We start from the raw sequence: 24,312 nt of genomic DNA on the forward strand, positions 1-24,312 counted from the left end.
GTGAAACGCCGTAGCGCCGATGGTAGTGTGGGGTCTCCCCATGCGAGAGTAGGGAACTGCCAGGCATCAAATTAAGCGAAAGGCTATCCGTCAGGATGGCCTTTTTGCGTTGGTGAAAAAAATGCCGGGTGCGACGCTGGCGCGTCTTCTCCAGCTTGGGCAGGCACGGCAGAGGCGGCTTATTCCCCCACATACGCCAGATTCAGCAACGGATACGGTTTCCCCAAATCGTCCACCTCAGAGCGTCCCGTAACCTTAAAACCCACCTTCTTATAGAACCCAACCGCCTGCTCATTTTGCTCATTAACGTTGGTTGTCAGTTCCGGTGCCATCGAGAGCGCATGCTCCACCAGCATCCGACCCACGCCGCAGCCGCACACATCAGGATCGATAAACAGCGCATCCATATGCTGCCCACTTAACAACATAAACCCAACCGGCTGCTCCCGTTCATTAACCGCGACCCACAACGGTGCTTCCGGCAGAAAGGAACGCACCAGCTCTTCCAGCTCGGCCCGATACTCTGCTGATAAAAAATCGTGGGTGGCATCGACAGATCGACACCAAATCGCAACGAGTTCCTCCCCTTCCTCATGCCGTGAGCGGCGAATACTAATAACCATTTTCTCTCCTTTTCGTCATTCTTATATTCTAACGTAGCCTTTTCCTTGAAACTTTCTCACCTTCAACATGCAGGCTCGACATTGGCAAATTTTCTGGTTATCTTCAGCTATCTGGATGTCTAAACGTATAAGCGTATGTAGTGAGGTAATCAGGTTATGCCGATTCGTGTGCCGGACGAGCTACCCGCCGTCAATTTCTTGCGTGAAGAAAACGTCTTTGTGATGACAACTTCTCGTGCGTCTGGTCAGGAAATTCGTCCACTTAAGGTTCTGATCCTTAACCTGATGCCGAAGAAGATTGAAACTGAAAATCAGTTTCTGCGCCTGCTTTCAAACTCACCTTTGCAGGTCGATATTCAGCTGTTGCGCATCGATTCCCGTGAATCGCGCAACACGCCCGCAGAGCATCTGAACAACTTCTACTGTAACTTTGAAGATATTCAGGAACAGAACTTTGACGGTCTGATTGTAACCGGTGCGCCGCTGGGCCTGGTGGAGTTTAATGATGTCGCTTACTGGCCGCAGATCAAACAGGTGCTGGAGTGGTCGAAAGATCACGTCACCTCGACGCTGTTTGTCTGCTGGGCGGTACAGGCCGCGCTCAATATCCTCTACGGCATTCCTAAGCAAACTCGCACCGACAAACTCTCTGGCGTTTACGAGCATCATATTCTCCATCCTCATGCGCTTCTGACGCGTGGCTTTGATGATTCATTCCTGGCACCGCATTCGCGCTATGCTGACTTTCCGGCAGCGTTGATTCGTGATTACACCGATCTGGAAATTCTGGCAGAGACGGAAGAAGGGGATGCATATCTGTTTGCCAGCAAAGATAAGCGCATTGCCTTTGTGACGGGCCATCCCGAATATGATGCGCAAACGCTGGCGCAGGAATATTTACGCGATGTGGAAGCCGGACTAGACCCGGATGTACCGTATAACTATTTCCCGCACAACGATCCGCAAAACAAACCGCGAGCGAGCTGGCGTAGTCACGGTAATTTGCTGTTTACCAACTGGCTCAACTATTACGTCTATCAGATCACGCCATACGATCTACGGCACATGAATCCAACGCTGGATTAATCTTCTGTGATAGTCGATCGTTAAGCGATTCAGCACCTTACCTCAGGCACCTTCGGGTGCCTTTTTTATTTCCGAAACGCACCTCAGCAAGTGAATAAATTTTATTCATATTGTTATCAATAAGTTATCAAGTATTTTTAATTAAAATGGAAATTGTTTTTGATTTTGCATTTTAAATGAGTAGTCTTAGTTGTGCTGAACGAAAAGCGCACAACGTTCCTTCGTTCACAGAGGGGAAGTTTTCGGATCCATGACGAGGAGCTGCACGATGACTGAACAGGCAACAACAACCGATGAACTGGCTTTCACAAGGCCGTATGGCGAGCAGGAGAAGCAAATTCTTACTGCCGAAGCGGTAGAATTTCTGACTGAGCTGGTGACGCATTTTACGCCACAACGCAATAAACTTCTGGCAGCGCGCATTCAGCAGCAGCAAGATATTGATAACGGAACGTTGCCTGATTTTATTTCGGAAACGGCTTCCATTCGCGATGCTGATTGGAAAATTCGCGGGATTCCTGCGGACTTAGAAGACCGCCGCGTAGAGATAACTGGCCCGGTAGAGCGCAAGATGGTGATCAACGCACTGAACGCCAATGTGAAAGTCTTTATGGCCGATTTCGAAGATTCACTGGCACCAGACTGGAACAAAGTGATCGACGGGCAAATTAACCTGCGCGATGCGGTTAACGGTACCATCAGCTATACCAATGAAGCAGGCAAAATTTATCAGCTCAAGCCCAATCCAGCGGTTTTGATTTGTCGGGTACGCGGTCTGCACTTGCCGGAAAAACATGTCACCTGGCGTGGTGAGGCAATCCCCGGTAGCCTGTTTGATTTTGCGCTCTATTTCTTCCACAACTATCAGGCACTGTTGGCAAAGGGCAGCGGTCCCTATTTCTATCTGCCGAAAACCCAGTCCTAGCAGGAAGCGGCCTGGTGGAGCGAAGTCTTCAGCTATGCAGAAGATCGCTTTAATCTGCCGCGCGGCACCATCAAGGCGACGTTGCTGATTGAAACGCTGCCCGCCGTGTTCCAGATGGACGAAATCCTTCACGCGCTGCGCGACCATATTGTTGGTCTGAACTGCGGTCGCTGGGATTACATCTTCAGCTATATCAAAACGTTGAAAAACTATCCCGATCGTGTCCTGCCAGACAGACAGGCCGTGACGATGGATAAACCATTCCTGAATGCTTACTCACGCCTGCTGATTAAAACCTGCCATAAACGCGGTGCTTTTGCGATGGGCGGCATGGCCGCGTTTATTCCGAGCAAAGATGAAGAGCGTAATAACCAGGTGCTCAACAAAGTAAAAGCGGATAAAGCGCTGGAAGCCAATAACGGTCACGATGGCACATGGATCGCTCACCCAGGCCTTGCGGACACGGCAATGGCGGTATTCAACGACATTCTCGGCTCCCGTAAAAATCAGCTTGAAGTATTGCGCGAACAAGACGCGCCGATTACTGCCGATCAGCTGCTGGCACCTTGTGATGGTGAACGCACCGAAGAAGGTATGCGCGCTAACATTCGCGTGGCTGTGCAGTACATCGAAGCGTGGATCTCCGGCAACGGCTGCGTGCCGATTTATGGCCTGATGGAAGATGCGGCGACGGCTGAAATTTCCCGTACCTCGATCTGGCAGTGGATCCATCATCAAAAAACGTTGAGCAATGGCAAACCGGTGACCAAAGCCTTGTTCCGCCAGATGCTGGGCGAAGAGATGAAAGTCATTGCCAGCGAACTGGGCGAAGAACGTTTCTCCCAGGGCCGTTTTGACGATGCCGCACGCTTGATGGAACAGATCACCACTTCCGATGAGTTAATTGATTTCCTGACCCTGCCAGGCTACCGCCTGTTAGCGTAAACCACCACATAACTATGGAGCATCTGCACATGAAAACCCGTACACAACAAATTGAAGAATTACAGAAAGAGTGGACTCAACCGCGTTGGGAAGGCATTACTCGCCCATACAGTGCGGAAGATGTGGTGAAATTACGCGGTTCAGTCAATCCTGAATGCACGCTGGCGCAACTGGGCGCAGCGAAAATGTGGCGTCTGCTGCACGGTGAGTCGAAAAAAGGCTACATCAACAACCTCGGTGCACTGACTGGCGGTCAGGCGCTGCAACAGGCGAAAGCGGGTATTGAAGCAGTCTATCTGTCGGGATGGCAGGTAGCGGCGGACGCTAACCTGGCGGCCAGCATGTATCCGGATCAGTCGCTCTATCCGGCAAACTCGGTGCCAGCTGTGGTGGAGCGGATCAACAACACCTTCCGTCGTGCCGATCAGATCCAATGGTCCGTGGGCATTGAGCCGGGCGATCCGCGCTATGTCGATTACTTCCTGCCGATCGTTGCCGATGCGGAAGCCGGTTTTGGCGGTGTCCTGAATGCCTTTGAACTGATGAAAGCGATGATTGAAGCCGGTGCTGCGGCAGTTCACTTCGAAGATCAGCTGGCGTCAGTGAAGAAATGCGGTCACATGGGCGGCAAAGTTTTAGTGCCAACTCAGGAAGCTATTCAGAAACTGGTCGCGGCGCGTCTGGCAGCTGACGTGACGGGCGTTCCAACCCTGCTGGTTGCACGTACCGATGCTGATGCGGCGGATCTGATCACCTCAGATTGCGACCCGTATGACAGCGAATTTATTACCGGCGAGCGTACCAGTGAAGGCTTCTTCCGTACTCATGCGGGCATTGAGCAAGCGATCAGCCGTGGCCTGGCGTATGCGCCATATGCTGACCTGGTCTGGTGTGAAACCTCCACGCCGGATCTGGAACTGGCGCGTCGCTTTGCACAAGCTATCCACGCGAAATATCCGGGCAAACTGCTGGCTTATAACTGCTCGCCGTCGTTCAACTGGCAGAAAAACCTCGACGACAAAACTATTGCCAGCTTCCAGCAGCAGCTGTCGGATATGGGCTACAAGTTCCAGTTCATCACCCTAGCAGGTATCCACAGCATGTGGTTTAACATGTTCGACCTGGCAAACGCTTATGCGCAGGGCGAAGGTATGAAGCACTATGTTGAGAAAGTGCAGCAGCCGGAATTTGCCGCCGCGAAAGATGGCTATACCTTCGTATCTCACCAGCAGGAAGTGGGTACAGGTTACTTCGATAAAGTGACGACTATTATTCAGGGCGGCACGTCTTCAGTCACCGCGCTGACTGGCTCCACTGAAGAATCGCAGTTCTAAGCAACCTACAAACGTTGCTGACTGTAGGCCGGATAAGGCATTTACGCCGCATCCGGCAATCGGTGCACGATGCCTGATGCGACGCTTGCGCGTCTTATCATGCCTACAACCGTTGCCGAACGTAGGCTGGATAAGGCGTTTACGCCGCATCCGGCAATTCTCTGCTCCTGATGAGGGCGCTAAATGCCGCGTGGCCTGGAATTACTGATTGCTCAAACCATTTTGCAAGGCTTCGACGCTCAGTATGGTCGATTCCTCGAAGTGACTTCCGGGGCGCAGCAGCGTTTCGAACAGGCCGACTGGCATGCTGTCCAGCAGGCGATGAAAAACCGTATCCATCTTTACGATCATCACGTTGGTCTGGTCGTGGAGCAACTGCGCTGCATTACTAACGGCCAAAGTACGGACGCGGCATTTTTACTGCGCGTTAAAGAGCATTACACGCGGCTGTTGCCGGATTACCCGCGCTTCGAGATTGCGGAGAGCTTTTTTAACTCCGTGTACTGTCGGTTATTTGACCACCGCTCGCTTACTCCCGAGCGGCTTTTTATCTTTAGCTCTCAGCCAGAGCGCCGCTTTCGTACCATTCCCCGCCCGCTGGCGAAAGACTTTCACCCCGATCACGGCTGGGAATCTCTACTGATGCGCGTTATCAGCGACCTGCCGCTGCGCCTGCGCTGGCAGAATAAAAGCCGTGACATTCATTACATCATTCGCCATCTGACGGAAACGCTGGGGACAGACAACCTCGCGGAAAGTCATTTACAGGTGGCGAACGAACTGTTTTACCGCAATAAAGCCGCCTGGCTGGTGGGCAAACTGATCACGCCTTCCGGCACGTTGCCCTTCTTACTGCCGATCCACCAGACGGACGACGGCGAGTTATTTATTGATACCTGCCTGACGACGACCGCCGAAGCGAGCATTGTTTTTGGCTTTGCGCGTTCTTATTTTATGGTTTATGCACCGCTGCCCGCAGCGCTGGTCGAGTGGCTACGGGAAATTCTGCCAGGTAAAACCACTGCTGAATTGTATATGGCTATCGGCTGCCAGAAGCACGCCAAAACCGAAAGCTACCGCGAATATCTCGTTTATCTACAGGGCTGTAATGAGCAGTTCATTGAAGCGCCGGGTATTCGTGGAATGGTGATGTTGGTGTTTACGCTGCCGGGCTTTGATCGGGTATTCAAAGTCATCAAAGACAAGTTCGCGCCGCAGAAAGAGATGTCTGCCGCTCACGTTCGTGCCTGCTATCAACTGGTGAAAGAGCACGACCGTGTGGGCCGAATGGCGGACACCCAGGAGTTTGAAAACTTTGTGCTGGAGAAGCGGCATATTTCCCCGGTATTAATGGAATTACTGCTCCAGGAAGCAGCGGAAAAAATCACCGATCTTGGTGAGCAGATTGTAATTCGCCATCTCTATAATCGAGCGGCGGATGGTGCCGCTCAATATCTGGCTGGAACAAGTGGAAGGTCAGCAGTTGCGCGACGCCATTGAAGAATACGGTAACGCTATTCGCCAGCTTGCCGCTGCTAACATTTTCCCTGGCGACATGCTGTTTAAAAACTTCGGTGTCACCCGTCACGGGCGTGTGGTTTTTTATGATTACGATGAAATTTGCTACATGACGGAAGTGAATTTCCGCGACATCCCGCCGCCGCGCTATCCGGAAGACGAACTTGCCAGCGAACCGTGGTACAGCGTCTCGCCGGGCGATGTTTTCCCGGAAGAGTTTCGCCACTGGCTATGCGCCGACCCGCGTATTGGTCCGCTGTTTGAAGAGATGCACGCCGACCTGTTCCGCGCTGATTACTGGCGCGCACTACAAAACCGCATACGTGAAGGGCATGTGGAAGATGTTTATGCGTATCGGCGCAGGCAAAGATTTAGCGTACGGTATGGGGAGATGCTTTTTTGAGTAAAGCTTCCATATAATTTTTCTCCGCAATGTATCGAGGGTTATCCGTAAAGCCAAAGCTTTCAGCCATCTTATTTAATGTATTAAGGATTAATTCAGCAATAACCCGGTGACCAAATTCAAAAGCCAACTCAAAGGCAGAGTATTTTTGTGGCGCTTTGTGTTGCCAAAAATCCATAATATCTTCAGCGGTAAATCCAAACAGGCGTGCATGGTCAGATAAAGCAAGATAAACCGTCTCTACAACGTTTTGTTGTTTATGCTGTATCGCTGAAAACAAACCGGGATATTCATTAGAATTATTTGCCAGGAGGAGGGGCTTCATATTTTTTTATCGAATTTAAACGTATTAAAAAGAGTGGGTAATGCGTTAAAAATAGTATTAATAACGTTCATATGTCCGCGCTGCATGGCCATAAACAAACCCGTGTCGCGCGCAAGACTTTTAGCGGTCAGAAGATCTACAATATCGGAAGCTGAAATGTTAATTTCCTGGGCCAGACAGGGCAATGCTTCGAGAATAACTTTCACGATATCGCTATGTCCATTTTGCATCGCCAGGTATAGTCTTGGGCAACCATAAAAATCCTTTGCCTTCAGGAGATCGAGTACCTGTTCTTTAGTCAAATGACATGTGCGAATTAACAAAGGTAACGCGACCAAAAAAATTTTCAGCATGTCGGCATCACCATTCGCCATAACATGGTATAAAACATGGCTGGACGTTCTATTTTTGGCACTCAGGAATTTATACACCTGTTCATTATCTAAATGATGTGTTGCGGCCAGTTTAGGTAAGACGTTCAGAATCGAGGTTACAACATTTTTATCCTTACGTGATATCGCTAAAAATAATCCAGAAAAACCATTTTTATCTTTTGCCTCCAGAATATGCATGAGATTTTTTTTCGAGAGTAACCCTTCATATCCTGTTTCTGACAATGAATTGAAAATAGTCTCAACGATATCCGCATTGCCATAATTTATAGCCAAATATAAACCGGGGAGGTTAATACTATTATAGGCAGTCAACATTTCTGTTCTATGTAGTTCTGGCATTTTCTGGAGCTGAATCATCAGTTGCGTAAGTTGGTGATTCTGACCAATTGCCATTAGCAAATTCATCGTTGCTGGTGATAATGGAGGGGTTATTTCATCCACAGTTCCTTTTAACATCAATAGCTGTTCTTTCGGAAGTGCTGGAATTATTGCAACAGATTGGTTAATAACATGATCATTTGACCATTTCAGGAGGCTATAATCTACATTCATAAAATCCATCAGAGAATAGTGTTTAATATCCTCTTTGCTTTCGCTCATAATTCTTATTTTATCGTTAGTTACATTAGGATCATAAACCGAAACCACGTAATGGGTACATCCTTCAGTTGTGTTCTTTATTCTTAGCCGGACCGTCAAAGCATGGTTATCCACCAGTAATATGGCTGCCATAACACTGATGCCATTTGATTCCATCTTGTCAAAATATGCTTTCATAACTAGCCCGAAATCACCGCAGGCAGCAACGCAACGCCCCTCAGGACGGCTGGAAATCAACGCCAAAGTCTGGTTTTTGCATTTTTTGTTGAAGTGAGTGAGAAATTTTTCAGCTGAAGAGTAATCATCTTGATGGGGTTTGTAATCAACATTCTGATAAATATCATTAATATATTGTGCAGCAATGTGTCGGTATACTATACGGTTTTGGGGCGCCCCGGGAAATAACATTGACCATTAAGTTTAATTCTTGGGAATTCTTTTTCTTTTCTATCTGATTTTTGGTTTAATTCTTGTTTATCAAGAGTGTCTGAGCGTTGAGGTAAAATTTCCATTAGGTATTCTTCAAATATTGTAGCAATGGTTTGAGTGAGTGTCGTGTTTTCGTTTTTATTAATCATCGTAATTTCTTTCTTATCAGCTTGTAAGACGGACGTGGAAAATTTAATGACAAAATCCTTGTTGCTAAAGATATGACGAACATTTTGTCTACAGTTCTCTGAGAAGCTTTTTAATAGAGGCGTCGCCAGCTCCTTGCCAGAAAATTTATCCTCGAGTTCTTTATAAAACAATTCACTCAGGGTTTGGTGTTCATTTGTCTGGGCTGTATTATTAATATTTGCAGAGAAAGAACTACGAGGAATACGAGTAATCATTTAAATATCTCATTGTTTATTGATGTCTTGAATTTTAACTATCAGAACAGTGAAAAAATTTAATATGATTACAACTAAAAAAATATCATAAATCGCTCAATCTCATAATGCAGCCGTAAAAGTTTCGGTGGAATGAGATCTTGCGATTTTGTTAATAATTAAGTGGTTTGATGTTTAAAAATAATGCTGAGTTAATAAAAGTGTGTGAAGTGTATGACATTAAGTTATTTTGGCGTCAATGCGATTAACAGACACCCTTATTCTATTGCCACTCAGGTATGATGGGCAGAATATTGCCTCTGCCCGCCAGAAAAAGTCAGCGCATTCCACCGTACGCCAGCGTCACTTCCTTCGCCGCTTTAATCACCATCGCGCCAAACTCGGTCACGCGATCATCGGTAATACGTGAAATCGGTCCGGAAATAGAAATTGCGGCAAACGGTTCGCGGTGCTCATCGAAAATACACGCTGCAAGGCAACGTAGCCCCAGCGCATGTTCCTCATCGTCAAATGAATAACCCCGTTTGCGCGTTTGGGCGAGATCTTCTTTTAAATGCACAGGAGACACCAGAGTTGCGTGGGTATAGGCATGTAACCCTTTGCGGTGCAGCAGCTTCGTCACCTGTTCTTCGCTCAGTTGGGCTAAAAAGGCTTTACCCGCACCGGAAGCGTGCATCGGCAATTTACCGCCGATAGGCGCGGACATTCGCATCAGGTGGGTACACTGTACCTGGTCGATAATAATCGCTTCGTGATCGCTTTGATCAAGCACCGCCATATTGACCGTTTCGCCAGACTCTTCCATTAGATTGCGCAGGATAGGGTGAACAATTGCTAACAAATTACGGCTCTGGAGAAAGCTGCTGCCGACCATAAAGGCATGTGCGCCGATTGCCCAGTGTCCCAGTTCGCCGACCTGACGCACGAAACCCTGCTGTTGCATCGTGGTTAGCAGGCGGTGGGTCGTGGAATTGGGTAACCCGGCTTGTTGCGCCAGCTCTGTGAGTGCCACGCTGCCATTGGATTCGGCAATCCACTCCAGTAATTTCAGGCCACGCGTTAAAGACTGAACCTGTCCAGTCGCTGGTGCGGTGGCAACGGCGGGTTTTCTGCCGCGTTTCGCGGGAATGGGTGCGACCATGACAGCCTCCTTTTTCTGTATCGTGGAAATTATTTTCATTTTTATTGTTAGCTAATGCAATAGTTGCTGAACTGATCCGATGAGTTAATGTTGAACAAATCTCATGTTGCGTGGTGGTCGCTTTTACCACAGATGCGTTTATTCCAGTATGGTTTGTTGAATTTTTATTAAATCTGGGTTAAGCGTGTCGGGAGCAAGTGTGAGCAGCAAAGTGGAACAACTGCGTGCGCAGTTAAATGAACGTATTCTGGTGTTGGACGGCGGTATGGGCACCATGATCCAGAGCTATCGACTGAACGAAGCCGATTTTCGTGGTGAACGCTTTGCCGACTGGCCATGCGACCTCAAAGGCAACAACGACCTGCTGGTACTCAGTAAACCGGAAGTGATCGCCGCTATCCACAACGCCTACTTTGAAGCGGGCGCGGATATCATCGAAACCAACACCTTCAACTCCACGACCATTGCGATGGCGGATTACCAGATGGAATCCCTGTCGGCGGAAATCAACTTTGCGGCGGCGAAACTGGCGCGCGCCTGTGCTGACGAGTGGACCGCGCGCACGCCGGAGAAACCGCGCTACGTTGCCGGTGTTCTTGGCCCAACCAACCGCACGGCGTCTATTTCTCCGGACGTCAACGATCCGGCATTCCGCAACATCACTTTTGACCAGCTGGCGGCGGCCTATCGCGAATCCACCAAAGCGCTGGTGGAAGGTGGTGCGGATCTGATCCTGATTGAAACCGTTTTCGACACCCTTAACGCCAAAGCGGCGGTCTTTGCGGTGAAAACGGAGTTTGAAGCGCTGGGCGTTGAGCTGCCGATTATGATCTCCGGCACCATCACCGACGCCTCCGGGCGCACGCTCTCCGGGCAGACCACCGAAGCATTTTACAACTCATTGCGCCACGCCGAAGCGCTGACCTTTGGCCTGAACTGTGCGCTGGGGCCCGATGAACTGCGCCAGTACGTGCAGGAACTATCACGGATTGCGGAATGCTACGTCACCGCCCACCCGAACGCCGGGCTGCCTAACGCCTTTGGTGAATACGATCTCGACGCCGACACGATGGCAAAACAGATACGTGAATGGGCGCAAGCGGGCTTTCTCAATATCGTCGGTGGTTGCTGCGGGACCACGCCGCAACATATTGCAGCGATGAGTCGTGCAGTAGAAGGATTAGCGCCGCGCAAACTGCCGGAAATTCCCGTAGCCTGCCGTTTGTCTGGCCTGGAGCCGCTGAACATTGGCGACGATAGCCTGTTTGTGAACGTGGGTGAACGCACCAACGTCACCGGCTCTGCTAAGTTCAAGCGCCTGATCAAAGAAGAGAAATACAGCGAGGCGCTGGATGTGGCGCGTCAGCAGGTGGAAAACGGCGCGCAGATTATCGATATCAACATGGATGAAGGGATGCTCGATGCCGAAGCGGCGATGGTGCGTTTTCTCAATCTGATTGCCGGTGAACCGGATATCGCTCGCGTGCCGATTATGATCGACTCCTCAAAATGGGATGTCATTGAAAAAGGTCTGAAGTGTATCCAGGGCAAAGGCATTGTTAACTCTATCTCGATGAAAGAGGGCGTCGACGCCTTTATCCATCACGCGAAATTGTTGCGTCGCTACGGTGCGGCAGTGGTGGTGATGGCCTTTGACGAACAGGGACAGGCCGATACTCGCGCACGGAAAATCGAGATTTGCCGTCGGGCGTACAAAATCCTCACCGAAGAGGTTGGCTTCCCGCCAGAAGATATCATCTTCGACCCGAACATCTTCGCGGTCGCCACCGGTATTGAAGAGCACAACAACTACGCGCAGGACTTTATCGGCGCGTGTGAAGACATCAAACGCGAACTGCCGCACGCGCTGATTTCCGGCGGCGTATCTAACGTTTCTTTCTCATTCCGTGGCAACGATCCGGTGCGCGAAGCCATTCACGCAGTGTTCCTCTACTACGCTATTCGCAATGGCATGGATATGGGGATCGTCAACGCCGGGCAACTGGCGATTTACGACGACCTACCCGCTGAACTGCGCGACGCGGTGGAAGATGTGATTCTTAATCGTCGTGACGATGGCACTGAGCGTTTACTGGAGCTTGCCGAGAAATATCGCGGCAGTAAAGCGGACGACACTGCTAACGCCCAGCAAGCGGAGTGGCGCTCGTGGGACGTGAATAAACGTCTGGAATACTCGCTGGTCAAAGGCATAACCGAGTTTATCGAGCAGGATACTGAAGAAGCCCGCCAGCAGGCTACGCGCCCGATTGAAGTGATTGAAGGCCCGTTGATGGACGGCATGAACGTGGTCGGCGATCTGTTTGGCGAAGGCAAAATGTTCCTGCCACAGGTGGTCAAATCGGCGCGCGTCATGAAACAGGCAGTGGCGTATCTCGAACCGTTTATTGAAGCCAGCAAAGAGCAGGGTAAAACCAACGGCAAGATGGTGATCGCCACCGTGAAAGGCGATGTCCACGACATCGGTAAAAATATCGTTGGTGTGGTGCTGCAATGTAACAACTACGAAATTGTCGATCTCGGCGTTATGGTGCCTGCGGAAAAAATTCTCCGTATCGCCAAAGAAGTGAATGCTGATTTGATTGGCCTTTCGGGGCTTATCACGCCGTCGCTGGACGAGATGGTTAACGTGGCGAAAGAGATGGAGCGTCAGGGCTTCGCCATTCCGTTACTGATTGGCGGCGCGACCACCTCAAAAGCGCACACGGCGGTGAAAATCGAGCAGAACTACAGCGGCCCTACGGTGTATGTGCAGAATGCCTCGCGCACCGTTGGTGTGGTAGCGGCGCTGCTTTCCGATACTCAGCGTGATGATTTTGTCGCTCGTACCTGCAAGGAGTACGAAACCGTGCGTATTCAGCACGGGCGCAAGAAACCACGCACACCACCGGTCACGCTGGAAGCGGCGCGCGATAACGATTTCGCATTTGACTGGCAGGCTTACACGCCGCCGGTGGCGCACCGTCTCGGCGTGCAGGAAGTGGAAGCCAGCATCGAAACGCTGCGTAATTACATCGACTGGACACCGTTCTTTATGACCTGGTCGCTGGCCGGGAAGTATCCTCGCATTCTGGAAGATGAAGTGGTGGGCGTTGAGGCGCAGCGGCTGTTTAAAGACGCCAACGACATGCTGGATAAATTAAGCGCCGAGAAAACGCTGAATCCGCGTGGCGTGGTGGGCCTGTTCCCGGCAAACCGTGTGGGCGATGACATTGAAATCTACCGTGACGAAACGCGCACCCATGTGATCAACGTCAGCCACCATCTGCGTCAACAGACCGAAAAAACGGGATTCGCTAACTACTGTCTCGCTGACTTCGTTGCGCCGAAGCTTTCTGGTAAAGCAGATTACATCGGCGCATTTGCCGTGACTGGCGGGCTGGAAGAGGACGCACTGGCTGATGCCTTTGAAGCGCAGCACGATGATTACAACAAAATCATGGTGAAAGCGCTTGCCGACCGTTTAGCCGAAGCCTTTGCGGAGTATCTCCATGAGCGTGTGCGTAAAGTCTACTGGGGCTATGCGCCGAACGAGAACCTCAGCAACGAAGAACTGATCCGCGAAAACTACCAGGGCATCCGTCCGGCACCGGGCTATCCGGCCTGCCCGGAACATACGGAAAAAGCCACCATCTGGGAGCTGCTGGAAGTGGAAAAACATACTGGCATGAAACTCACAGAATCTTTCGCGATGTGGCCTGGTGCATCGGTTTCGGGTTGGTATTTCAGTCATCCGGACAGCAAGTACTACGCGGTGGCGCAAATTCAGCGCGATCAGGTTGAAGACCATGCCCGCCGTAAAGGTATGAGCGTCTCCGATGTTGAGCGCTGGCTGGCACCGAATCTGGGGTATGACGCGGACTGATTCACAAATCTGTCACTTTTCCTTACAACAAACAGGGCGCTCAATGAGTGCCCTGTCTCTTTATTAATATGAAACACTTATACTGGAAACAGGCTGGAATAATCTTAGCCGGAAAAACGAATGTCAAAAGGCACAGTAAAGATGCCAGTCAGCGTGTTTCCGGTCCTTTGGTCATTCAATTGCTTCAGGAACATATAACGATAAGGAGAATCTGAACTCGTGTTAACGCTGCTTCACCTGCTTTCTGCCGTCGCCCTGCTGGTCTGGGGGACTCATATTGTTCGAACCGGCGTAATGCGCGTCTTCGGCGCGCGTTTGCGTACTGTCCTTAGCCGGAGCGTCGAAAAAAAGCCGCTCGCCTTTTGCGCGGGGATCGGCGTTACCGCACTGGTACAGAGCAGTAATGCCACCACCATGCTGGTGACCTCGTTCGTCGCTCAGGATCTGGTAGCCCTCGCACCGGCTCTGGTCATTGTGCTGGGGGCAGATGTCGGGACGGCGCTAATGGCGCGTATTCTCACCTTCGACTTATCCTGGCTGTCACCGTTACTTATTTTTATCGGCGTGATTTTTTTCCTCGGACGCAAACAGTCACGCGCCGGGCAACTGGGCCGCGTCGGTATTGGTCTTGGGCTGATTTTGCTGGCGCTGGAGTTGATTGTGCAGGCCGTAACGCCGATCACCCAGGCAAACGGCGTTCAGGTGATCTTTGCCTCGCTGACCGGCGATATTCTGCTGGATGCGCTGATTGGCGCGATGTTCGCCATTATCAGCTACTCCAGCCTTGCTGCTGTACTGCTGACCGCGACTCTGACCGCTGCAGGCATTATCTCCTTCCCCGTGGCGCTCTGTCTGGTGATTGGAGCTAACCTCGGTTCCGGCCTGCTGGCGATGCTCAACAACAGTGCCGCCAATGCCGCAGCCCGCCGTGTCGCGCTGGGTAGTCTGCTGTTTAAGCTGGTGGGTAGCCTGATTATCCTGCCGTTTGTCCATTTGCTGGCAGAGACAATGGGGAAGCTGTCATTGCCAAAAGCGGAACTGGTGATCTATTTCCACGTCTTCTACAACCTTGTACGTTGCCTGGTCATGCTGCCATTTGTTGACCCGATGGCACGGTTTTGCAAAACGATTATTCGCGATGAACCGGAACTGGATACCCAGCTACGGCCTAAACATCTGGATGTCAGCGCGCTGGACACGCCCACGCTTGCTCTGGCGAACGCCGCGCGCGAAACCCTGCGCATTGGCGACGCCATGGAACAGATGATGGAAGGGCTGAATAAAGTGATGCACGGCGAGCCACGGCAGGAGAAAGAGCTGCGTAAGCTGGCAGATGATATCAACGTTCTCTACACCGCCATTAAGCTGTATCTGGCGCGGATGCCAAAAGAAGAGTTGGCGGAGGAAGAGTCGCGCCGCTGGGCGGAGATCATCGAAATGTCGCTCAACCTTGAACAGGCCTCCGATATCGTCGAGCGCATGGGCAGCGAAATTGCCGATAAATCGCTGGCAGCACGGCGGGCATTTTCGCTTGATGGGTTGAAGGAACTGGATGCGCTCTATGAGCAATTGCTCAGTAATTTAAAGCTGGCAATGTCGGTGTTCTTCTCTGGCGATGTCACCAGCGCTCGTCGTTTGCGTCGCAGCAAACATCGTTTTCGCATTCTTAATCGCCGCTATTCCCACGCCCACGTCGATCGCCTGCATCAGCAAAACGTGCAGAGCATTGAAACCAGTTCGCTACATTTAGGCTTACTGGGAGATATGCAGCGCCTGAACTCGCTGTTTTGTTCGGTGGCTTACAGTGTGCTGGAACAGCCGGATGAAGATGAAGGACGGGACGAGTATTAATATTGTGAATCCTGTAGGCCTGATAAGACGCGTCAAGCGTCGCATCAGGCACTATGAACAAGATGCCGGATCATGCATCCGGCAATTCACTTAAAAACGGTGACCAGCTTCCAGCGGAACCGCTTCTTCACCAGCCTTAAACACATAAGTGGTGTTCGGGCCACCCAGCGTAGCGTGACCTTTACTCACTGTGATCCAGTTACCTTCCGGCAGACCAATAATCGTCAGTTCTGGCGCGACGACCAGCAGTTCGCGAATACGCTGCTCACGGGTTTCACCTTTATGGCCTTCCGGCAGCGCGTTGGTGAAGTGCGGGTTGATTTGCAACGGGAACAGATTTAGCGCATCGAAACCTTGCGGATCGACAATCGGCATATCGTTGGTGGTACGAATGGTTGGGCAAGCAAGGTTAGCGCCTGCGCTCCAGCCAATATACAGCGCGCCACGTTTAACCACGTCAGTAATTGGAGCCAGCAGCCCGCGCTCGCGGCACTGTTTCAGCAACTGGAAAGTATTACCGCCGCCGACAATCACAATTTCCGCATTTTCAATCGCGGCAACGGGATCGACAACGCTATGAATACCGGTGACAGAAACACCCAGCGGAGCGAGAACCGCAGCCGTTTTCTCTGTGTAATCATCCCAGGTCTGCGTTACGCCAGCGAAAGGGATAAACACCGCTGAGCGGCGACCCTGCAACTGTTCAGCAATTAGCGGCAGTGCATGTTCCAGCCAGGCTTTACCCGGCAGCGTCGAGTTACTCAATAAAAGCAGTTCCATTACTTCTCCGGTTAGTAAGAAATCACGGAAGGCATGCTACCACTGCGAATTTAACCACTTACTGACATGGCTCACGATGTCACGTATTGCACCGGGCGCTGAGACTGATGACAAACACAGCATTGCCTGATGCGCTACGCTTACCTGGCCTACCAGATAACTGCAATATATTGGATTTTCAAAATTATGTAGACCGAATAAGGCTTCATTCCGCATCCGGCATAAACAATGTGTACTTTGCCACCAATTTGAGCGCCCCTTAAGGCGCTGATATTTTTTATCCTTCTCGTGCAAATTGTGCTGCTTCAGCAATCAGCCGCACATCCGGTCGCGAAGTTGCTGGGGCGACCAGCCAGCGACATGCAGAGTTAAGTAGCGCGATTAATCATGGGAAATTGCCTCTGCATGGGCGAGCAGGTATTGCTCCACCTCACCGGACCAGATCCCCTGATGACGCGCCAGAATCGCCGCCAGTGCTTGATCCTGAATCTGCGTGAGTGACGTCAGCGGCAGGTATTTCCCGGTATACACCAGCTTTTTGCCGCCGCCGACGGCAGGCAATTCAAGCGTGGTTTCGCCCGCGGCATTCAGCCCAAGAATATGTGTTACCACTTTTGCGGCCTGCACTTTTTTCTCTTCGATCAGTTTGACCGCCGCGCGCATGTCGTCGGTATTGCCGCCTGACGTGCCCACGTAGTGGGTAAATGCATAATGCACATCGTAGAAATTAATTGGCGCGCTGAAATGTTTATCCTGCGGTCCGGCGAAGAAATTCAGGCAACCATCTGTCGCCAGCAAGGAAGAGGCGAGAGTCACCAGTCCTTCATTAGGCACAAAGACGAAAATATCATCGAAGCCGTGACCGCCACTCAGCGCCATTAACGTATCAAATGCTGCATCGGTGGCATTGAGATAATGAATCAGTGTTTGCGGTTCTGATGGATAGTGCTTGCGCGCATAACTCAATTTGTCGTTGTCGGTATCGGTAATGACGAGCAGCGACGGGTTAACTGGTCCATGCAGCGCATAATCAATCGCCAACAGTCCCATTGGTCCGGTGCCGCCGAGGATCAGCGTGTGCCCTTGCGGGCGAATCCCCATCGTGTGGTTATAACTACCTTCCTGAAGATGATAGTTGGCGTTGAACGCGCCAATCACGCAGGAAAGCGGTTCAACCAGTGAGCCTTCAAAATAGGTTTCGCCGTCGTATGCCAGCAGGCAATATTGTTCCATGACCTCGTTGGGAATAACCACATGCGTCGCTTCGCCGTCTACCCACGGGAAGGAGTAGCCGGGGCAATCCGGGCGGTCGGGGAGTTGCAGGTTGGCCTGAATCACATAACGCTGACCCGGCTGGAATTTGTGCTGCCACTTTTTACCCACGGCCAGAATATCGCCGCAAAATTCGTGGCCGATGATGATTGGGTTGGTCGTCACATCGTCGGGTACTTTTTTATGGTTTTCACCCAGATTGGCCTCTTTCCAGGAAGAGAGGCACAGGCTGTCAGTGACCACCGTTGCGAGGATTTCATCCTCCTGCATTTCAGGAAGGTCAAAGGTTTCCAGGCGTAAATCACGTTTACCATAAAGACGCAGAGCTGTTGTTTTCATAAACCACCTCATGTTGAGCGATGGCCTCGGCAGTCGTGCCGGGGCGAAGAATCAGGACAGGAAGCCCAGAGCATTGCCGATAATCCCTAAGCCAAACAGGGCGAAAATCAGCCATACCGGGTTAATTTTTTTGTTGAGCAGACGAACCATTAGTAGCGTCAGACCGAGCGCCAGCAAACCAGGGCAAAGTTGGTCGAGAATGTTCTGCACGGTCATGGTGACGGTGGAGCCATCGGCGGCATGCGTTTGTGAAACCACCAACGGTACGTTGATTGACGTCCATTTGGTCACCAGCACGCCCATCACAAACAGTCCGAGAATCGACGCGCCTTCGGTGAGTTTTTGCAGCACATTCCCGCCCATATCGCTGACGATATTCACCCCTTTGCGAAAGCCGAGCTGTAGGCCATACCACTTCATCGCCAGACTCACCGCGTTGAAAATAAAGAAGAACAGCAGCGGGCCGAGAATGTTGCCCGAAAGTGCCAGAGATGCGCCGAGCGCGGCGGTAATCGGGCGCAGCGTTCCCCAGACCAGTGGATCGCCAACTCCTGCCAATGGTCCCATCAGACCGACTTTGATGCCGTTGATGGTACCGTCATCAATTTCCGCGCCGATGACCGGGCCACATACGGCTGGCGTGGTATTGAAGAACACCAGGTGTAGCCTGAGCGCCGCAACCTGATCCTCTTTTAATGGGTAAAGTCGCTTGATGGCGGGGATCATGTCGTAGCAAAAGCCCAGCCCGTGAATACGTTCAAAGTTAAAGGACGCCTGTTGCAGGTTGGAGCGCAGAAACATGCTCACCAGATCGCTGCGTGTAATTTTTCTCTGTTCCATGATGGCTCCGTTAATCGTCAAGTTGGTCAAGGGCGGTGGAGGCGGTGGCCTGGAGTTGAGGTTCAGCTTTACACCACTGTGGATTTAGCTGGATGTAGACCAGGGCCATGATCACGCCGACGCCACCGAACGCCAGCAGGCTGAGATCGAGGTAGCCACCTGCGAGGAAACCGAGGAAAAAGAAAGGCATCAAATATTTCACGCCCATCATACGTAGCACCATGGCGTAACCGACCACCACGATAAAACCGCCAGCAATCTGTAGTCCTCGGGTCACAAATTCGGGAATGGCGTTTAACATATTGCTGACCATATCGGCGCTGACGAACAGTGAGACAATCAGTGCCGGAATGGCGACGCGCAGCGCCTGCACGCCAAGCGCGGAGACATGCAGAATATCGAGAGTGCGAAACCGCGCCTCTTCTGCTGCTTTATCCGCCGCGTGCTGGAACACTACGGTGATGGTACGGGCAAACACCGTCAGCACCTGGCCTGCCGCAGCCACAGGCAACGCGATGGCGATTCCGGTGGCGATGCTTTGCTGACCAACGATAACCAGAATGGCGGAGATTATGCTGGCGAGTGCAGAATCCGGAGATTGCGCCGCGCCGACGTTCATCCAGCAGAGAGCTATCAATTCCAGCGTACCGCCGAGTATTATTCCGGTTTTTAAATCACCGAGAATTAAACCAATCACCGTACAGGCAATTAACGGGCGATGAGTCTGAAATTCATCCAGCACGCTGCCCATTCCGGCAATACAGGAAAAAAGAAATATAGCAATGATTTGTAGGGTACTTATTTCCATGATTTGTCACCTTTTAAGTGTCGTCATCCCTGCCTGTTAAAGCATATGTACACAGGCGCTATTATTTAATTTGCGATTAACTGTTCGTTTATTTTGTCGATAATATTGATTGAGGGATCTGACGCTACGACGCGTAAATCCAGTATGACACCAAGATTATTTAACTCATGAAATGCGTTAATATCATCATCATCTAATGAAACCGCTTTGGTTAACTGTTTTTTACCGGGCCGCCAGGCCATGCCGCCAATATTCAGGGTGCCTATTTTTACCCCCTGGCGAACCATCGCTAAGGCATCCTGTGGGCGAGTGAAAAGATAAAAAACGGTTTCGTCCTGATATTGCGGGTTGTGATAAACCGCGACGGCTTTTTCAATATTGACCACGTTAACCTTCATTCCCGGTGGCGCAGCCTGACGCAATAATGTCCGGCGCACTTCATCGTTATAAACTTCGTCATTGCAGATAATAATGCGCTGGGCGTTAGCCACTTTCGACCAGACGGTAGTGACCTGGCCGTGGATCAGACGGTCATCAATGCGGGCGAGCGTAATGTTCATCAGAAATCCTCCTCTGTCGTTGCCAGTTGTTTCCAGACAACGCAGGTTTGCTTTGCGATTTGCGTCAGGTGTTCACACAGTTCATCAACATTCATGCTGTCCTGGTTATCAACCAGTTCGAGCGCCAGCGGCAGAGAAAGGCCGCTGATTACCCGCAAACGAGGATTGCGCATCGCAAGCATTGCTGCCGCATTCCACGGGCTGCCGCACTGTAAATCCACGGCAATCAGCCACTCATCTTGATTGTGAATGCTTACTAACTTTTCCAGCTTTACCGCAATGTCTCCGGCGTTTTCACCGGGCACAAATGCAACGGCTTCAACATTGGCGTTGCCGTAAACCATCTGAACCGATTCCAGCATGGCGCAAGCTAATTTGCCGTGGGCACAAAAAATGGCGTTGACCATAAAGCCTCCTTAGCCGCGCGTTTTGCCGCCCGCAATGTTAGTGGTTACTCCGGTGATGTAGCTGGCGCGTTCAGACAACAGATAACAAACAAAATCAGCTACTTCTGCTAATCTTCCGGCGCGCCCAATAGGAATGGCGTTTTTGGTATAGCCTTCACGCAGCTGCTCGACGGTGATATTGCGCGTCCACGCCAGCGCCTCTTCATATTCCGGCGTGCGTAGCCCGGTTTTTTCCAGAATCCCGGGCGCGATACCGACCACACGGATACCGTGTTTACCCAGCTCTTTCGACCAGGAGCGCGTGAAGCTATTGAGCGCGGCTTTGGTAGCGGCGTAACAGCTTTGTCCTTCTGAGCCTTCCAGCCCACTTTCTGAGGAAACATTCACAATCACGCCATCATGTTGTTTGACCATCTGTCGCGCCACCGCCTGCGACATCAGAAAAACACCTTTCTGGTTGATATTGACCATTTTTTCGAATGCAGCTTCGTTGAGTTCATACTGCCCGGCAGGCGCTTTCTCATCGACCAGCAGACGCGGGAAATTGACCCCGGCGTTATTGACCAGACCGTCGATGCGACCAAAACGCTGGATAATTTCCGCTACCGTATGATTTACCTCTTTTGTGCTAGAAATATCGGTCGGCCAAAACTGATAGCCTTTATGACCTTCATATTGACCATCGCCACCGTGAATATCGACCATCTGTACATTCGCGCCTTGTGCTAATAATTCCTCTACAATCGCCAGACCAATACCGGATGCGCCGCCGGTGACAATAATGATTTTATCCTGCAAATTTAACCACGTTTGCATAACAGACTCCTGATTTTAGATAATAGGGACCCGCCGTAATTTTTATTACGGTAAACATCGGGAAGATTTTTATTTCAGTAATAGTTCAGCTGTGCTGCTATTCGTTACCAGACAATTAATATATTTTCCACGCAGTGCACCAATAATTCCGCTGTATTTTTCTTCACTCATGGCAATGCCAATGGAATATCGCGCCTGCTTTAATTTATTCATTTCGATAGAGAGCGTTTTTTCGCTCATATTCGTTTCAACCATTGCGCCGTGAATATCAAAAAAGCGCGAGCAAATATCGCCAGCAACCTGGCGGGCATTCAGGTCGTCACTCTCTTCACCACCATAAAACGCATGCCAGTTAGCGCCGTCGCGAATGGCCGGTGAGCCAATTCCCACCAGGGCGATATCCAGATTATCCCAGTAGGCAGAGATGGTTTTAAAGTGCTGAGACTGCATGATCCCATTACGAATTAATGGGTTATCCAGCAGAGCCGGAAAATCCGCGAGATGCGATTCCCCTTTCAGCTTCGCTGCCGCGCTGTAGGTTAATGTGTTTACATGATAGCGGCTTTCGAGTTTACCGGACGGTCCGCCAATAATTGGTACGCAGATTAACTGCCGCGATTGCCCCGCCTGCGGCAAGTTTTCAACCAGTGCGCTCACCGCGCGACCCCAGGAAAAACCGACAATATCGCCAGGCTCCAGCAAGCGATCCAGCAGTTGCGCGCCGTGTAACCCCATCATCGCCAGTTGAGTCTCTTCATCCTCATCATTTCCCGACACCACCACAACGTCTTTCAGGCCAAACTTTTGCTTCAGTTGCTGCTCCAGCCAGAGATTTTCGTTGTAGTCATAGTTGATGGCGATGGTGACCATTCCCTGATCGCGGCCTCGTTTAAGCAAGCGGCTGATGGTGGTGCGGTAAATACCCAGTTCGCGCGCGATTTGCGCCTGCGTCATATCCTGTTCGTAATAGAGTTGGGCAATCTTCACAATCAAACGGATATCGTCACTGTTTTCCATTGCCGCCTCCTGGTTCTGCACATTTGTGCAAATACGCTTTCTCACCGCTTGATCTGATATAACCCCATCATGAGGGCCTTTCAAAGCGATTTTTCACTCTTTGCATGGGGAGAAATAGCGCTTTCTCTTGCACATTTGTTTCTCTGCGTAGTAGTCATCAGCACAGGTGTGCAGCGATTCGTAATATGTTGATTATCCTTATTTTGCCAGGCAAATTTGCATCGTACTTCCGGAGACACTTTTGTGATAAAAGGCGTGGCAGATCACATTTAATTTCGACGTTGCCGCATAACCCTGTTTTTCCCCGCTAAGAGGTACGGTATATTCCGCGTTTTACAGGAGAATTTATGCTGCCCGACTCATCAGTCCGTTTAAATAAATACATCAGCGAAAGCGGAATTTGCTCACGCCGCGAAGCGGATCGCTATATCGAGCAAGGCAATGTGTTCCTTAATGGCAAGCGAGCCACCATTGGCGATCAGGTGAAACCCGGCGACATTGTGAAAGTAAACGGTCAGTTGATTGAGCCTCGGGAAGCCGAAGATTTGGTACTTATCGCCCTGAACAAGCCCGTCGGTATTGTCAGCACCACCGAAGATGGCGAGCGCGATAACATTGTCGATTTCGTTAACCACAGCAAACGCGTGTTCCCGATTGGCCGCCTGGATAAAGACTCCCAGGGGCTGATTTTCCTCACCAATCACGGCGATCTGGTGAATAAGATCCTCCGTGCGGGTAACGATCATGAGAAAGAGTATCTGGTGACGGTCGATAAACCGATTACCGATGAATTTATTCGTGGTATGGGGGCGGGGGTGCCGATCCTCGGGACGGTGACGAAAAAGTGCAAAGTCAAAAAAGAAGCGCCGTTTGTCTTCCGCATTACCCTAGTGCAGGGGCTGAACCGTCAGATCCGGCGCATGTGCGAGCATTTCGGCTATGAAGTGAAAAAGCTGGAACGTACGCGCATTATGAACGTCAGCTTAAGCGGCATTCCGCTGGGGGAGTGGCGCGATTTAACCGACGATGAGTTAATCGACCTCTTTAAGCTCATCGAAAATTCCTCTTCCGAGGCAAAACCTAAAGCGAAGGCCAAACCGAAAACAGCGGGCATCAAACGTCCAGTCGTTAAGATGGAAAAAACGGCGGAAAAAGGCGGTCGCCCGGCGTCCAACGGTAAGCGTTTTACCTCGCCGGGGCGTAAAAAGAAGGGACGCTGATTAACGCCTCAGACTGATGAAAACGTCCAAAAAGAGCTCGGACAGTCCCCTCGCCCCTTCGGGGAGAGGGTTAGGGTGAGGGGAAGATTGTGTCCACACAGACGAGTGAAAATCTCAGGCGTTGATTGTTCATTAGCGCCTGCCGCGCGTCGACGTATTTGCTGACCAGCTAAATGACGCTTCAGGATCCGGTTTATAAGCCTGCTTTTTCTTCAATTGGCGGGCTTTTTTCGCTTCAGCCTCACGCTCGACCATTAATTTATCGATGTACTCTTTCTTAATGCTGTTGGTTTCGGAGTTGGTCAGTACGCGACTGGATTTGCCCCTATATTTCCAGACATCTGTTATCACTTAACCCATTACAAGCCCGCTGCCGCAGATATTCCCGTGG

General features: G+C 50.9%; 15 protein-coding genes and 4 pseudogenes. 7 read left to right on the top strand and 12 right to left on the bottom strand.

Annotation, left to right across the window (positions count from 1 at the left end):
• Nucleotides 1–179 precede the first annotated feature (179 nt).
• Entirely contained in the window at nucleotides 180–623 is a 444-nt protein-coding gene (locus ABZJ92_RS13715; protein WP_000236995.1) for an acetyltransferase, read from the bottom strand.
• A gap of 156 nt (nucleotides 624–779) precedes the next feature.
• On the opposite strand from ABZJ92_RS13715, the gene metA reads away from it, so the two are divergent.
• The 4 genes and pseudogenes from metA to aceK all read left to right on the top strand — a co-directional run bounded on the left by metA (nucleotide 780) and on the right by aceK (nucleotide 6,834).
• Nucleotides 780–1,709 carry a homoserine O-acetyltransferase MetA gene (metA, locus tag ABZJ92_RS13720; RefSeq protein WP_001122794.1) on the top strand — a complete coding sequence of 310 codons (930 nt, stop codon included), beginning with the start codon at nucleotides 780–782 and terminating at the stop codon, nucleotides 1,707–1,709.
• A 268-nt stretch (nucleotides 1,710–1,977) separates the two neighbouring features.
• Nucleotides 1,978–3,579 (top strand): annotated as a pseudogene (aceB, locus tag ABZJ92_RS13725) (malate synthase A).
• A gap of 29 nt (nucleotides 3,580–3,608) precedes the next feature.
• Nucleotides 3,609–4,913 (top strand): isocitrate lyase, encoded by a 1,305-nt coding sequence (aceA, locus tag ABZJ92_RS13730; RefSeq protein WP_000857839.1) that lies wholly within the window; start codon nucleotides 3,609–3,611, stop codon nucleotides 4,911–4,913.
• A 183-nt stretch (nucleotides 4,914–5,096) separates the two neighbouring features.
• Nucleotides 5,097–6,834: pseudogene (aceK, locus tag ABZJ92_RS13735) on the top strand (bifunctional isocitrate dehydrogenase kinase/phosphatase).
• On the opposite strand, the pseudogene espL4 reads toward aceK, so the two are convergent.
• Nucleotides 6,803–8,987: pseudogene (gene espL4 / locus ABZJ92_RS13740) on the bottom strand (type III secretion system effector EspL4). The pseudogenes aceK and espL4 overlap by 32 nt on opposite strands.
• A gap of 316 nt (nucleotides 8,988–9,303) precedes the next feature.
• On the bottom strand, nucleotides 9,304–10,128 hold the full coding sequence (iclR, locus tag ABZJ92_RS13745; protein WP_000226403.1) for a glyoxylate bypass operon transcriptional repressor IclR: 825 nt from the start codon (nucleotides 10,126–10,128) through the stop codon (nucleotides 9,304–9,306).
• Between the two features lie 199 nt (nucleotides 10,129–10,327).
• On the opposite strand from iclR, the gene metH reads away from it, so the two are divergent.
• The gene (metH, locus tag ABZJ92_RS13750; RefSeq protein WP_000096021.1) at nucleotides 10,328–14,011 is read left to right on the top strand and encodes a methionine synthase; all 3,684 of its coding nucleotides are present in this window, start codon (nucleotides 10,328–10,330) and stop codon (nucleotides 14,009–14,011) included.
• A 219-nt stretch (nucleotides 14,012–14,230) separates the two neighbouring features.
• On the top strand, nucleotides 14,231–15,862 hold the full coding sequence (locus ABZJ92_RS13755; RefSeq protein WP_000956830.1) for a Na/Pi cotransporter family protein: 1,632 nt from the start codon (nucleotides 14,231–14,233) through the stop codon (nucleotides 15,860–15,862).
• Between the two features lie 90 nt (nucleotides 15,863–15,952).
• Here ABZJ92_RS13755 and pepE read toward each other — a convergent pair whose 3' ends face one another.
• The 8 genes from pepE to ABZJ92_RS13795 all read right to left on the bottom strand — a co-directional run bounded on the left by pepE (nucleotide 15,953) and on the right by ABZJ92_RS13795 (nucleotide 22,701).
• Complete coding sequence (gene pepE, locus ABZJ92_RS13760) at nucleotides 15,953–16,642, bottom strand: dipeptidase PepE (protein ID WP_000421772.1); 690 nt, start codon at nucleotides 16,640–16,642, stop codon at nucleotides 15,953–15,955.
• A gap of 381 nt (nucleotides 16,643–17,023) precedes the next feature.
• A complete protein-coding gene (gene sorE / locus ABZJ92_RS13765; RefSeq protein ID WP_000858578.1) occupies nucleotides 17,024–18,253 on the bottom strand; it encodes an L-sorbose 1-phosphate reductase in 1,230 nt (409 codons plus the stop codon).
• A 51-nt stretch (nucleotides 18,254–18,304) separates the two neighbouring features.
• Complete coding sequence (locus ABZJ92_RS13770) at nucleotides 18,305–19,093, bottom strand: mannose/fructose/sorbose PTS transporter subunit IID (protein WP_000437891.1); 789 nt, start codon at nucleotides 19,091–19,093, stop codon at nucleotides 18,305–18,307.
• Between the two features lie 10 nt (nucleotides 19,094–19,103).
• The gene (locus ABZJ92_RS13775; RefSeq protein WP_000406302.1) at nucleotides 19,104–19,901 is read right to left on the bottom strand and encodes a PTS mannose/fructose/sorbose transporter subunit IIC; all 798 of its coding nucleotides are present in this window, start codon (nucleotides 19,899–19,901) and stop codon (nucleotides 19,104–19,106) included.
• 65 nt (nucleotides 19,902–19,966) lie between these two features.
• Nucleotides 19,967–20,461, bottom strand: a complete 495-nt coding sequence (locus ABZJ92_RS13780) for a PTS system mannose/fructose/N-acetylgalactosamine-transporter subunit IIB (protein ID WP_001027853.1) — start codon at nucleotides 20,459–20,461, stop codon at nucleotides 19,967–19,969.
• Nucleotides 20,461–20,868: a mannose/fructose/sorbose PTS transporter subunit IIA gene (locus tag ABZJ92_RS13785; RefSeq protein ID WP_000245638.1), complete on the bottom strand. Its 408-nt coding sequence runs from the start codon at nucleotides 20,866–20,868 to the stop codon at nucleotides 20,461–20,463. Before ABZJ92_RS13785 ends, ABZJ92_RS13780 begins: the two co-directional genes overlap by 1 nt.
• 9 nt (nucleotides 20,869–20,877) lie before the next feature.
• On the bottom strand, nucleotides 20,878–21,684 hold the full coding sequence (locus ABZJ92_RS13790) for an SDR family oxidoreductase (RefSeq protein WP_001195431.1): 807 nt from the start codon (nucleotides 21,682–21,684) through the stop codon (nucleotides 20,878–20,880).
• A 69-nt stretch (nucleotides 21,685–21,753) separates the two neighbouring features.
• On the bottom strand, nucleotides 21,754–22,701 hold the full coding sequence (locus tag ABZJ92_RS13795; protein ID WP_005050527.1) for a sugar-binding transcriptional regulator: 948 nt from the start codon (nucleotides 22,699–22,701) through the stop codon (nucleotides 21,754–21,756).
• A 347-nt stretch (nucleotides 22,702–23,048) separates the two neighbouring features.
• Between ABZJ92_RS13795 and rluF the strand changes: the two genes are divergently transcribed.
• Entirely contained in the window at nucleotides 23,049–23,921 is an 873-nt protein-coding gene (gene rluF, locus ABZJ92_RS13800; RefSeq protein ID WP_000936346.1) for a 23S rRNA pseudouridine(2604) synthase RluF, read from the top strand.
• Nucleotides 23,922–24,053: 132 nt separating this feature from the next.
• Here the strand turns inward: rluF and yjbD are convergent.
• A pseudogene (gene yjbD, locus ABZJ92_RS13805) lies at nucleotides 24,054–24,233 on the bottom strand (DUF3811 domain-containing protein); the annotation flags it as partial.
• Nucleotides 24,234–24,312: the final 79 nt, after the last annotated feature.

Source organism: Shigella sp. FJ200513 (assembly GCF_040495915.1).
Lineage (GTDB): Bacteria > Pseudomonadota > Gammaproteobacteria > Enterobacterales > Enterobacteriaceae > ECMA0423.

Excerpts from the sequence above, each read along its gene's own strand:
- rluF (WP_000936346.1), top strand. The coding sequence starts at position 23,049 with ATGCTGCCCGACTCATCAGTCCGTTTAAATAAATACATCAGCGAAAGC.
- sorE (WP_000858578.1), bottom strand. The coding sequence starts at position 18,253 with ATGAAAACAACAGCTCTGCGTCTTTATGGTAAACGTGATTTACGCCTG.
- ABZJ92_RS13795 (WP_005050527.1), bottom strand. The coding sequence starts at position 22,701 with ATGGAAAACAGTGACGATATCCGTTTGATTGTGAAGATTGCCCAACTC.
- ABZJ92_RS13780 (WP_001027853.1), bottom strand. The coding sequence starts at position 20,461 with ATGAACATTACGCTCGCCCGCATTGATGACCGTCTGATCCACGGCCAG.
- ABZJ92_RS13715 (WP_000236995.1), bottom strand. The coding sequence starts at position 623 with ATGGTTATTAGTATTCGCCGCTCACGGCATGAGGAAGGGGAGGAACTC.
- ABZJ92_RS13770 (WP_000437891.1), bottom strand. The coding sequence starts at position 19,093 with ATGGAACAGAGAAAAATTACACGCAGCGATCTGGTGAGCATGTTTCTG.
- ABZJ92_RS13785 (WP_000245638.1), bottom strand. The coding sequence starts at position 20,868 with ATGGTCAACGCCATTTTTTGTGCCCACGGCAAATTAGCTTGCGCCATG.
- pepE (WP_000421772.1), bottom strand. The coding sequence starts at position 16,642 with ATGGAACTGCTTTTATTGAGTAACTCGACGCTGCCGGGTAAAGCCTGG.
- iclR (WP_000226403.1), bottom strand. The coding sequence starts at position 10,128 with ATGGTCGCACCCATTCCCGCGAAACGCGGCAGAAAACCCGCCGTTGCC.
- ABZJ92_RS13775 (WP_000406302.1), bottom strand. The coding sequence starts at position 19,901 with ATGGAAATAAGTACCCTACAAATCATTGCTATATTTCTTTTTTCCTGT.
- metA (WP_001122794.1), top strand. The coding sequence starts at position 780 with ATGCCGATTCGTGTGCCGGACGAGCTACCCGCCGTCAATTTCTTGCGT.
- ABZJ92_RS13790 (WP_001195431.1), bottom strand. The coding sequence starts at position 21,684 with ATGCAAACGTGGTTAAATTTGCAGGATAAAATCATTATTGTCACCGGC.
- aceA (WP_000857839.1), top strand. The coding sequence starts at position 3,609 with ATGAAAACCCGTACACAACAAATTGAAGAATTACAGAAAGAGTGGACT.